The 10,841-nt window shown below is 70.8% G+C and carries 10 protein-coding genes; 7 read left to right on the top strand and 3 right to left on the bottom strand.

Features of this window, described 5'->3' with window-relative positions; translation table 11 throughout:
- Positions 1-235: 235 nt before the first annotated feature.
- Positions 236-688, bottom strand: a complete 453-nt coding sequence (locus ACFV0T_RS35840) for an Lrp/AsnC family transcriptional regulator (RefSeq protein ID WP_385788725.1) — start codon at positions 686-688, stop codon at positions 236-238.
- Between the two features lie 114 nt (positions 689-802).
- On the opposite strand from ACFV0T_RS35840, the gene ACFV0T_RS35835 reads away from it, so the two are divergent.
- From ACFV0T_RS35835 to ACFV0T_RS35820, 4 genes are all read left to right on the top strand, one after another.
- Positions 803-967 carry a hypothetical protein gene (locus tag ACFV0T_RS35835; protein WP_385788723.1) on the top strand — a complete coding sequence of 55 codons (165 nt, stop codon included), beginning with the start codon at positions 803-805 and terminating at the stop codon, positions 965-967.
- 125 nt (positions 968-1,092) lie between these two features.
- Positions 1,093-1,446: a LysE family translocator gene (locus ACFV0T_RS35830; protein WP_385788721.1), complete on the top strand. Its 354-nt coding sequence runs from the start codon at positions 1,093-1,095 to the stop codon at positions 1,444-1,446.
- 52 nt (positions 1,447-1,498) lie between these two features.
- Complete coding sequence (locus ACFV0T_RS35825) at positions 1,499-1,954, top strand: PaaI family thioesterase (protein WP_385788719.1); 456 nt, start codon at positions 1,499-1,501, stop codon at positions 1,952-1,954.
- Positions 1,951-2,943, top strand: a complete 993-nt coding sequence (locus ACFV0T_RS35820) for an MBL fold metallo-hydrolase (protein ID WP_385788717.1) — start codon at positions 1,951-1,953, stop codon at positions 2,941-2,943. The genes ACFV0T_RS35825 and ACFV0T_RS35820 overlap by 4 nt, the downstream gene beginning before the upstream one ends.
- Positions 2,944-3,186: 243 nt before the next feature.
- Here ACFV0T_RS35820 and ACFV0T_RS35815 read toward each other — a convergent pair whose 3' ends face one another.
- Entirely contained in the window at positions 3,187-4,032 is an 846-nt protein-coding gene (locus ACFV0T_RS35815; RefSeq protein ID WP_385788715.1) for an MIP/aquaporin family protein, read from the bottom strand.
- Between the two features lie 472 nt (positions 4,033-4,504).
- On the opposite strand from ACFV0T_RS35815, the gene ACFV0T_RS35810 reads away from it, so the two are divergent.
- The gene (locus ACFV0T_RS35810) at positions 4,505-5,638 is read left to right on the top strand and encodes a hypothetical protein (RefSeq protein ID WP_385788714.1); all 1,134 of its coding nucleotides are present in this window, start codon (positions 4,505-4,507) and stop codon (positions 5,636-5,638) included.
- 816 nt (positions 5,639-6,454) lie between these two features.
- On the opposite strand, the gene ACFV0T_RS35805 is transcribed toward ACFV0T_RS35810, so the two are convergent.
- Positions 6,455-7,078, bottom strand: coding sequence for an ArsR/SmtB family transcription factor (locus ACFV0T_RS35805; RefSeq protein ID WP_385788712.1), 624 nt, complete (start codon positions 7,076-7,078; stop codon positions 6,455-6,457).
- Positions 7,079-7,167: 89 nt separating this feature from the next.
- Here ACFV0T_RS35805 and ACFV0T_RS35800 point away from each other — a divergent pair, with 89 nt between their 5' ends.
- Both ACFV0T_RS35800 and ACFV0T_RS35795 read left to right on the top strand, forming a co-directional pair.
- The gene (locus ACFV0T_RS35800) at positions 7,168-9,426 is read left to right on the top strand and encodes an FUSC family protein (protein WP_385788710.1); all 2,259 of its coding nucleotides are present in this window, start codon (positions 7,168-7,170) and stop codon (positions 9,424-9,426) included.
- Positions 9,427-9,777: 351 nt separating this feature from the next.
- Positions 9,778-10,806, top strand: coding sequence for a GlxA family transcriptional regulator (locus ACFV0T_RS35795; RefSeq protein ID WP_385788708.1), 1,029 nt, complete (start codon positions 9,778-9,780; stop codon positions 10,804-10,806).
- The last annotated feature ends 35 nt before the right edge of the window (positions 10,807-10,841 follow it).

Raw genomic sequence — 10,841 nt, 5'->3', positions numbered from 1 at the left:
CTGCGGGGAAATGCAGGTGCAAGGCCGGCCCGGCGCTCCATCACAGGGCCCGTTCCGCACGGTGTGCGGAACGGGCCCTGTCCGCTGTCGCATTCCATCAGGATCCGGACGGCGGCCGACCATGTCGGCACGGCGCGCAGGACCGAACTCTCCTCGCGCGACGAGGACTTCCGCCGCCGGTGGGCTTGGCAGGCCATGTCGGCGTCCGGTCGTGCGGTGGAGCCGCTGGCGGTGACTACTCGGGCAGTGGGCGGTCCTGGACGACGTTCTTCATGACGAGAGTCGACGTCAGACGCTGGACGCCGGGGAGCTTGGCCAACTGCTCGTCGTAGAGGCGCTGGTAGGCCGTGAGGTCGGCGGTGGCGACCCGTAGGAGATAGTCGGGCTCGCCGAACAGGCGCTGGGCCTGGATGACGTGGGGGATGGCGGTCACGGCCTTCTCGAAGGCGTCGACGGTGTCGCAGTCCTCCCAGCGCAGGGTGGCGAAGACGAGGGCCTCGAAGTCCAGGCCGACGGCGCTGGGGTCGACGATCGCGCGGTAGCCGCGGATCGCCTTCTCTCGTTCGAGGTCACGCACGCGGCGGTGGCAGGGCGAGACACTCAGCCCCACGCGGGCGGCGAGTTCGGTCACCGTGAGACGGCCGTCCATCTGTAGCTCGGTGAGAATCTTCCGGTCCATGGCATCCATGGAGGAGATTCTCCCCCGCTAGGCGTGATCATGGGGTAAGAACGCAAACACTTTCGAGCATATCGCACCTAATCTTCCCTCCAGGGTAGGAATACTGGGAAGAGGGGTCGGTCCATGGATTCCACGACGGTGGCGGCGTTCCTGGCAGTGGACCTGCTGCTGGTGCTCACCCCCGGCGCGGACTGGGCCTACGCGATCGCTGCGGGCCTGCGGGCCTGCGGGCCTGCGAGCCTGCGAGCCTGCGGGACCGGTCGGTCCTCCCCGCGGTCGCCGGGCTGATCGCCGGTTATGCCGGATACGCGCTGCTCGCCGCGGCGGGTCTCGTGGTGATCGTGCGAGCTCGACGGGCCTGCTGACCGCGCTGACCGTCGCCGGGGCCGCGTACCTGGTGTGGCTCGGCTGGGGTGTGCTCGTGCGGCCGACGGCCCTGGGGGCGACACCGCAGTGCATGGCCTCACCGGCGGATCCTGCTCGAGGGAGCCGGGATCAGCGGCCTGAACCCGAAAGCGCTGCTGCTGTACTTCGCGCTGTTCCCGCAGTTCATCGACCCGGCGGCCGGCTGGCCCACCGCCGCGCAGACCGGGCTGCTCGGCCTGCTCCACATGACGGCCTGCGCCGTCGTCCATCTCGCCGTGGGTGTCCTGGCCCGGACGGTGCTGAGGACCAGGCCCGCGGCGGCCAGAACGGCCACGCGCGTCTCCGGTGCCATGATGATCGCCATCGGCGGGTTCCTGCTCGTGCAGCGTCTGGCCGGCTGACGACTCGGCCCCGTCGATTGCGTACTCCGTGATGCCTGTCGAGGGAGAACACATGGAAGACCGGACGCAGCAGGAACAGGCGAGCCCCGAGGTGCTCCGACGCGTCCGCGCGAGCTTCGGCAGCCAGGGGCTGATGAGCCACCTCGGTGCGCGCCTCTCACACATCGCGCCCGGTCGCGTGCACATCGTGCTGCCCAGCAGGCCCGAAGTCACCCAGCAGCACGGCTACTTCCACGCGGGCGCCACCAGTGCCATCGCGGACAGCGCCGGTGGTTACGCTGCCTACACGCTGTTCCCCGAGGACGCCGAGGTCCTCACCGTCGAGTACAAGATCAACCTCCTCGCGCCCGCCGTCGGCGACCACATCGAGGCAGTCGGAACCGTCCTGAAGTACGGCCGCACCCTCACCGTTTGCCGACTCGAGGTGTTCGCCGTCCAGGACGGACGGCGACAACTCGTCGCCGCCGGGCAGCAGACCCTGATCCGCGTGAACAGGCCCGCACAGTGACCGCACAGCCGCTGCCGACCTGGGTGACCTGGCGGCAAAGGCCTTTTCCCGACGCCAACTTGCTCCTCCTGCACGGGCCGCAGCCGGCCCTGGTCGACAGCGGGTTCGTCGGCCACGCCGAACAGACCGCCGCCTGGGCACACGCACACGCCGGACACATCGACCTGGTCGTGAACACCCACTGGCACTCCGACCACGTCGGCGGCAACGCGCTGCTGCAGGCGAGCGGTTCGGGCATCGCGGCCCAGGCCCTGGAGGCCGATGCGATCACCCGCAGGGACCCGGGCTGCTGTGCGGCCGAGTATCTCGACCAGCCGGTTGCCCCGTACACGGTGGACATGCCGCTTGAGGACGGGCAGGTCCTCCGCCTCGGGGAAGCCGACTGGGAGGTCGTTCACACTCCCGGACACACCCCTGGACACCTGGCGCTGTGGCAGCCGGACGAGCGCCTGCTCGTAGTCGGTGACGCGCTGTCGGACTACGACGTCGGCTGGGTCAACCTCGCCCTCGACGGCCCCGAGGCGGCCACCACGGCACTCGACTCGCTGAAACGACTGGCCGGCCTCGCTCCGCGCGTGATCCTTCCTTCCCACGGTCCGATTCCCACCGACACCGCCGCGGCGTTCACCGCCGCTCTGCGCCGCGCCCAGCGCCTCGTCGACGACCCGGACGGCGCCGTCTGGTACGGCGCGCGGCGCGTCTTCGCCTTCGCTCTGATGATCCGTGACGGGATCGCGGTCACCGAGGCCGAACCGTACGTGCACGCGCGGGCCTGGCTGACGGACGCGGCAGGGCTTCTGGGCCGCACGCGGGAGGCGCTCGCCGCCGAACTGATCGACACGATGCTGCGCGGCGGCGCCGTCGTCCTGCGCGACGGCCGCCTCCACGCGGCAGCCGAACACGCGGCGCTCGCACCGGAATCCCTGGGCGTGCCCTTCCCACGGGCATGGCCGGGCGCGCATGGAACAGGTGCCCCCGCGGGACGTTGATCAAGCCTTGCTCCGAGATGCCGGCCCGTGCACCGCCTTCGGCGCGGTCGACATCCGCGTGCGCCTCGCGAACTACCGCTGGTTCCTTGACCAGGGTGGGGAAGACTTCTGCCGGGGGCTCGCCGACAACACCTGTTGGGCCGCTCATCGGGCCGAGAAATGGCCGACTCGGCCCGCTGTCCCAAGGCCCCTTGGTCCGCCGTGGCGGCGATACTCGCCATGAGTCCGCCATGTTCGTAGGTGTCAGCGCTCGGGAGCCGGGGTACGTCCGGGGGGCTCGGGTTCCGCAGAGGGCAGGAACCGGCTGATCACAGTCTTGTACAGGGCCCCGCCGATGAGACCGCCGACCAGCGGGCCGAGGATCGGCACCCAGAAGTAGAGGTTCCCGTACTGATCCCGCCATGCCCCCCTGTAGCCGGTGATGAAGCTGGCGAGCCGGGGGCCGAAGTCACGCGCAGGGTTGATCGCGTAGCCCGCGTTCGTGCCCCAGGCCATGCCGATGCCCACCACGATCAGACCGGTGATGAACGGGCCCAGGTTGGCACCGGGCGGTGTGTTGAGCAGGTCCGTGATGGCCAGGATGAGGAGCAGCAGGAGGGCGGTGCCGATGACCTGGTCGCGGAACGCGCCCCACTCGTGGACCGGCAGGTTCGGGTTGCCGTTGGCGGGCAGCGTGGAGAACACGCTCTGCGTCTTGATGGTGTGGCCGGGGTCGGCCTTCGCCAGTGCCTCGGTGTAGTTCCAGCGCACGAGCAGCGCCGCCACGAACGCGCCGACCGTCTGGGCGACCACGTACGGCGCCACCTTGCGCCACGAGAATCCCTTGAACACGGCCAGCGTCACTGTCACCGCGGGGTTGAGGTGTGCGCCGCTGAGACGTGCCGCGACGTAGACACCCATGGTGACGCCGATTCCCCACGCCCAGGAGATGCTGTCGTGGTTTCCGAGACCGCCCGGTGGAGTGGTGAGCGCACCGCCTGCGGCCACCTGGGCCACCACGCCGGCACCGAACAGGATCAGCACCATGGTGCCGAGGAATTCGGCGGCCATCTCACCGACCAGTCCCAGCTGTTTGAACCGCTCCGTCATGGGAGCCCGCTTCCCGCCGGCTCAGGGCCGGCCGTCGACTGACCGAGTCTTCCCGACCTCAATATAGGTCGATCATGAGATACTCGCATTTACAGCCAGATAACGGGCGTCACAGCTGGTCACACCTCGCGGCGACGGGACCCCCCGAGAAGCGGGCAGGGCCCAGGAAGGGGGGAGGGCCGCACGTCGTGGCCCTTGGTGATGCCGCGCAGCGCCGCCGAGGTCATAGGCGGTGGTCCTGGTCGGGCCCGGGTCCCCCCCGCCAGGTGCTGTTCCGGGCCCGACGGGTCGCCACCGTGCTCCGAGGCGCCGTGAGGCACCGGCCCCAAGGACCCCATGCGGGGCCGATCGACAGCGGGCTGCACTCGGAACGGTCCGCCGTGCGGCCGGCACATGCGCAGGCGATCAGCACCTCCTACTCTTTGGCTGATCGAAACACGCACGAGTGCGGGACCAAGGCGGGGGAGAGCACATGACCTATCGGCGCGCCGTGATACCGGCGTTGGTCGGAGGCCTGACGATCACGTTGTTGCTGTGGTGGGCGGGGGCGAGTACCCAGGCACTGGAACTGCGCGGCACCACGAGCGTGTTCGACATCCAGTCCGTCAGCGAACTGCGGCGATGGCTCGCACCATGGTCGTACGACCCCCCGGTGGATCTGCTGTCCGACGGGTCCGCGGACGCTGGCACGGGTGGGGCCCTGAGCGGAGGCGGCGAGTACGCCGGTCTGTACAGCACCGCGATGCAGATCAGATTCGTGGCGGTCTTCGTGTTCTTCCTGGCGGGCGCTCTGCTCCTGATACGCAGGATTCCACCGACGCAGGGCCGCACGCCGGCCACCCTGCTCGCGCTGTGGGCTTGGGGCCCGGTAGCCGGAATGCTGGCGGTGACGGTCTCCGCGCCATGGCTCATCGCATCCCGGGGACGCGGCAGCTACCGGGTCCTGCCGCAGCTCGCGGGGGTGATCGCGTCGAGTGGGCCGGTCACGGTGTTCACGGCGCTGCTGACCGCTGTGATCACGCTGCTCGTGGCGCGTATCACCGCCAAGGGGGCGGAACCGGTGCCCCGGAAGAGTGTGTCGCCACGCGCCGCCCGCCTGGCGGCGAGCGCGGGAACCGCGGTGATCGCGCTGTCGCTGGTGGTCCTCTCGTACGAATCGGTGGCGGCCCGGATCCAGACGTCGTTCGGCGGCGGAGGGCTGCTGTCCGAGCCAGGCGACCTGCTGCGTCAGTGGCTGTTGCTCGGCGGTTGGTCGGGCCCGGCGACCACACCGCTCGGCGACTGGCTGCTGTACCGAGCCGCCGACGTGGTCATGCTGGCCGTGGTGTGGTGGGCACTGCGGTTGTTGCCCGGCCTGCTCACCCGGACCACGGTGCCGGCGATGGCGATCGGCGCGGTCTGCGCGACCGTGCTGGGACTGCTGGCGAGCCAAGTGCTGCACATGGCGCTCGACGACACCGTCAGCGTGTGGGGTCCTGTGTACCTGTTCTCGAAGCTCGGTCAGGGTGTGCCCGCCGCCCTCACCTTCGGCATCATCGCCGGGATGGCGGCCCTTGTGACGCTGTGGCTGGCCGGGGAGCGTGACACGGGCGAGGATCCCCGATGAGGGGACGGGCCGCACGACACGTGGCGTTCTCATGGGGCGCACCTGTCGTGGCGGCAGGCCCTCCAGGCGGCCGCGCCTTTGAGCCGGGCCCGGATGGGATGGGTGGTTCGTCAGCCGCCGGCAGCCGCATCGCCGCTCTCCGAACAGTGGCATGTCGCCAGGAGTGAGATCCAGTCGAACGCGCGCGGAGAGAAGTTCCGCCCGCGCCAAGGGGGTTACCTTCCTGCGGCGGTCAGCTGGCGACCGCTCCGCGGAAGCATTTTCCTGGGGATGAGTCGTCGCCATGACTGATGCAGGGTCGTCGACCACGCGGGGCAACTGCCGTCGATCAGCCAGGAGTTGGTTCATCCGCGGCGCGGGGCTTGCACTGCCTGGTGCTCTTCGACGGCTCGGTCGACGGGCTCGGCTCGTACGCGTCGAAGTCCGGCGGCACCGAGCAGGCAGGCGCGGTCGTCGTCGTTCAGCGGAGCGCCTGCCGGGCGCTGATGCGCATCGGTCCTGACATCCCAGCCAGTCCAGTGCCCGTTCGGACGCCTCGGACGTGTCGGGGCCGAGCAGGCCGCGCAGCACGAGCGGGACGTCTTTCGGGCAGCCGGGGATGGCCGACCAGGCCGCGTCCTCGCACCCTGCCGGCGCGGGGTGCGCGGAAGGCCCCTGCGCCAGGTGCGGGTTGCCCGGCGGTGCGGGCGGCGGTCCAGGACAGGGCGAGGTAGTACACGAGGTCGCCGGTGACCGAGGCGGTGTAAGCGGTGAGCCAGCGCGGGACGTTGACATCCCGGTACGCGGGCCGGGCGGACGAGGTGATGTCGTGTGCGGTCATGCGTCACCGGAGCGCAGCTCGACCGTGCCGGGCACCGGGAACGCCTGCACTTGCAGCGCTACCGGTGAGGAGCCTTCGGGCGCTTCGCCTTCTCCGTGCCGGTAGCGGGAGATCACCTCGAAGATCTCGGCTCTCATACGGTCGACATCACCGGGGGTCAGACAGAGGAGGAAGTCGCTGTAGGTGGTGACGTCGAGCCATTCCTGGGGGAGCAGTGGCACCTCCTGCGCGGCTCTGCGCAGCCGATCGACAGCGGTGAGGGCGACCGCGTGCGTGTACGCGCGTCCGGCCTCGCGCTGGTCCGGGGGTGCGGCCGCGGGGTCGTGGACCGACTGGCGATGGGCGGACTTCCACCACCGCTCACGCCCGGTGCCACGATCCGGCTCCTCCACGATGAGCCCGCCGGACGCGAGGCGACGCAGGTGGTAGCTCGCGGCGCCAGGGTTGATGCCGAGTTCGTCGGCGATCCGGGTGGCGGTGGACGGACCACGTTCGCGCAGCAGGTTGAGAACGCTCAGGCGCAACGGGTGAGCGAGTACGCGAAGGGCCGCGGTGTCGAGCTCGATGTCCCGTCCCGAGGACGCGGCGGACGCGCTGGATGCGGTGGACGAAGCGGCCATGCGCCGAGCGTAGACCTGCAACAGTTGTTTCGAAAGATATGTTGTGACAGCTCGCGGGCCGACTCGACGATCAATGTGCCGGGCGCCGGGTGCTGCGTGATCCTGTAGAGGTGTGGGGTGCCGCGGCCGGTCGGATCCGGGCGGCCTACGCGGCTTCGGGCCGCCGGGCCGTGCGCGTGACCCTGGTCGCCGCGACGGGCTTCTACTTCTTCCGTTACGGCCTCGACCGCCCCGTCGCGGCCACCTACGCCCTGTTCGCCGCTGTGGCGCTGGGCGGACTCGCCAAGCTCCCCGGCACCGGGCGTCAGTGCGCCGTGCTGACGTTGCGCCTGGTGCCGGTGTGCTGGGTGCTGGTGGTCGTCGGGACCTATCTGTCGGCACGGACCTGGAGCGCCGTCGTCGGCATGCTCGTCGTCGGCTTCACGCTGGCCTTCGCCGCTGTGGGCGGGCCACGCCCGGCGGGGGCGGCACCGGGCCTGCAGCTCCTCTACATCCTGCCGTCCTTTCCCCCGTACGATCCCGGCTCGCTCGGCGACCGGCTGGTCGGGACGACCACAGGGCTGGCCCTCTTCATCGCCGCCGAGGCGCTGATCCTTCCCGAGCCCACCCCGCCGCCCTACCGCGAGCGCGCCGCCCGGGCCGCACAGGCCGCCGCGCACTGCGCGACGCTGCTGGCCGCGCCTCCGTACGCCCTGAACGAGGCAGACCGCAGAGCGGCCCGTGACATCGGGCGGGCGCTGCGGTCCCTGACCGTGCCGGAGGCGGATCGTCCCGCGGGACCGGGAGTGCGCGACCGTGCTCTCGCCCACACGGGGCTGGCGACCCGCACCCTGCTCAGCAGACTGGCACAACTGTCCGGCGCGCCGGGCGGCGATCCGGGCCCCGACGTGACCGCCGTACTGCACGCGGTCACGTGCGTGTCCACAGCGACCGCGAGCTGTCTGAGGCAGGGACCGTCGCCCGTGACCGCGTACGAGGACCTGGTCGCGGCACGCGCGCACCTGTGGCGTCTGTCCGGTGGTGCCGCTCCCGCGCCCACGACGGCAGCCGCCATCCCGCTCGCGGACGGGACCGTTCCCGCGCAGGAGTTCCCGCCTGCCGTCCTGTGTCGGCATGCCGCCGTGCTGGAGATCGCCGACGCGGCGCTTGCCATGGGAACGGCGGCAGATCTTGCGATGCGCGGTCGGCGGGCGGCGGTGGAGGTCTCGCCGGGTCGCTTCTGGTACGCCAGGGCCTGGGCGCCGAGCCTGTGGTGGCACCGGCTGCGCGGCCACGCCGGGCGCCGGTCGGTGTTCTTCCAGAACGCCGCTCGTCTCGCTGTCGCCTTGACGGCGGCCAGGCTCGTGGCCGGGGTGGACACGCTGCCGCACGGGTTCTGGGCCATGCTGGCGACCCTCACCCTCACCCGGACCACCATGGACGAAACCTGGAGGACCATCCGGCTGGCGCTCGCGGGAACCCTGGCCGGGGCGTTGGTGAGCGCGGGGCTGCTGAATCTGGTGGGTGCCGACACCGCGGTGTACGCCGCCGTACTGCCGGTGTGGATGCTGTTCGCCTTCACGGTGGGGCCGGTCAGAGGGGTCGGCTGGGCGCAGGGCTTCTTCACCGTGCTCGTCGCCCTGGTCTTCGCCCAGTTGGCGCCGCCGACGTGGCGGCTGGCGGAGGTCCGGTTGCTGGACGTCCTGATCGGCAGCGCGATCGGCGCCGTCTTCGGCCTGCTGGCGTGGCCGCGCGGTGCTCACGACGAGCTGCGCAACGCGGCGGCGGAACTCCTTCGCAGGGCAGCCGAGATCGTGGTGGCGACCAGTGCCTCGGTGGCGGCCGGGGGGACGGCGGCCACGACGTTCGGGGTGCCCAGCCATCGTTCGCTGGGGCAGGCGGTGATCCTCGCGGAGTCCGCGTACGCCCAGTTCCAGAGCGAACCGGCACCTTTCGGAGGGTGGGGGAGGGGGCGCGGGGAGGCCCTGCCCGGAGTGGACTGGCAGGCGACGCTGATGGCCGGTCACCACACGCTGTGGGGGTCGCAACGTCTGTTGGAACCACCGCTCGCCCGGCTGGTCCCAGCGGCCGCCGAGTCCGTCGGCGGGCTGGGGGACCGGGTGTGCGGGCGTATGTTGCTCGTCTCGGCCGCGCTGGATCCCGGTGGCGACACCCCGACCGCGCCGGTGCCGCGGATCGCCCCTGCCGTCGAGGGGTTCGCCTCGGGACCGCCCGGCGCACCGCGGCTGTACTACGCGACCGTGTCGTGGCTGGACTCGTTGATGACCGATCTGGCGCGGATCGCACGCGGTGGGCCCGAACCGAACGGAACGACCCCTGGCCAACAGGGCGGCCACCGGCCGGAGTAGCCGGTCCGAGCCACGAAGGCCAAGGCGTCCGTCGCCTCGCAGACCCCTGTCCGGCCGGGATGCTCCGATTCCGACGCGGGACCTGGGAGGCGTCTCCTCCTAGCTGGGAGGCAGCCTGTCGTGGCGTCGGTGCCGGTCACGGGCGCATGATGGGCGTGCAGAGATGTGATGACGGCGGTTCGGCGCCGCCTGGGATCCGGTCCCTGAGCCGTCCCGGAGCACTCACCGACCGGCGCTTCGCCAGGTTGGACACGGTGCGACCGGCCGACAGACCCATGAGGACACTCCGTTCCGCGTCCCCCAGGGCACGTGCGACGGTGCGCACCACGACGCACGGCCCGGAGGCACCCGATGAACCGCAAGCACACTGGAGCGGGCCCGCTCACGGTGACGGTTTTCGTCTTCCCCGGGGTGCGACTGCTGGATGTGACCGGTCCCGTCGAGGTGTTCACCTCGGCGAACGATTTCGGCGGGCACTACCGGGTGCAGATCGCGTCCGAGGACGGGGCAGCGGTGATCACTTCCGCCGGCCTCCGTCTCAGCGCGGACCTTTCCGTAGCCGACGTACGTGAGCCGTACGACGTTCTGCTCGTCCCGGGCGGCCCGGAATGGGAAACGCTGATCAAGGACGACGCGCTCTTGGACGTCGTCCGGCAACTGAACGAGAAGGCCCACCGTACGGCGTCGGTCTGCACGGGGGCGTTCCTGCTGGCCGCGGCCGGACTTCTGGACGGCCGTCGCGCCGCGACCCACTGGCGGCACGCGCGGCAACTGGCCCTGCGTTTCCCGTCCGTGCGGGTCGAACCGGACGCCATTTTCGTGCGCGACGGACGGATGCTGACCTCGGCAGGTGTCAGCGCCGGTATCGACCTGTCCTTGGCACTCGTCGAGGATCACTACGGTGCGCAGGTCGCCCGGGCGGTTGCCAAGGACATGGTCGTCTTCATGCAGCGACCGGGTGGCCAGTCCCAGTTCAGCGTCCGCGCCCGGGCTCCGCACACCCGCCAGGAGACTCTCCGCCGGGTCCTGGACGAGGTGGCCGAGAACCCCGGGGCCAACCACACCCTGTCAGCCATGGCCCGCAGGGCAGGCGTCAGTGTCCGTCACGTGACCCGCCTCTTCCACGAAGAGGCGGGAACCACTCCCGCGCGGTATGTGGAGCAGGTCAGGCTGGAAGCTGCCCAGGTGATGCTGGAGACGGGCGACGAGCCCATGGCGGCGGTGGCGCGGCACACGGGGTTCGGCTCGCCCGAGTCGCTCCGCAGGGCGTTCGTGCGACATCTCGGGGTGACGCCTGGCGCCTTCCGGGCCGGCTTCCGAACGACCGGCGTGGGAACGCGGGATGCGGTGTCCGAGGCACAACACCCTGATGGTCGGTGACCTGACGGCTCCGCCGCCCGAGGGGTGGCCCCCTT

Source organism: Streptomyces sp. NPDC059582, from assembly GCF_042735715.1.
In the GTDB taxonomy this organism is placed as follows: Bacteria; Actinomycetota; Actinomycetes; order Streptomycetales; family Streptomycetaceae; genus Streptomyces.
The sequence above is the reverse complement of the archived record's forward strand: the minus strand, read 5'-3'. Positions and strand labels throughout refer to the sequence as shown.

Excerpts from the sequence above, each read along its gene's own strand:
- ACFV0T_RS35840 (WP_385788725.1), bottom strand. The coding sequence starts at position 688 with ATGGATGCCATGGACCGGAAGATTCTCACCGAGCTACAGATGGACGGC.
- ACFV0T_RS35835 (WP_385788723.1), top strand. The coding sequence starts at position 803 with ATGGATTCCACGACGGTGGCGGCGTTCCTGGCAGTGGACCTGCTGCTG.
- ACFV0T_RS35825 (WP_385788719.1), top strand. The coding sequence starts at position 1,499 with ATGGAAGACCGGACGCAGCAGGAACAGGCGAGCCCCGAGGTGCTCCGA.
- ACFV0T_RS35815 (WP_385788715.1), bottom strand. The coding sequence starts at position 4,032 with ATGACGGAGCGGTTCAAACAGCTGGGACTGGTCGGTGAGATGGCCGCC.
- ACFV0T_RS35810 (WP_385788714.1), top strand. The coding sequence starts at position 4,505 with ATGACCTATCGGCGCGCCGTGATACCGGCGTTGGTCGGAGGCCTGACG.
- ACFV0T_RS35805 (WP_385788712.1), bottom strand. The coding sequence starts at position 7,078 with ATGGCCGCTTCGTCCACCGCATCCAGCGCGTCCGCCGCGTCCTCGGGA.
- ACFV0T_RS35795 (WP_385788708.1), top strand. The coding sequence starts at position 9,778 with ATGAACCGCAAGCACACTGGAGCGGGCCCGCTCACGGTGACGGTTTTC.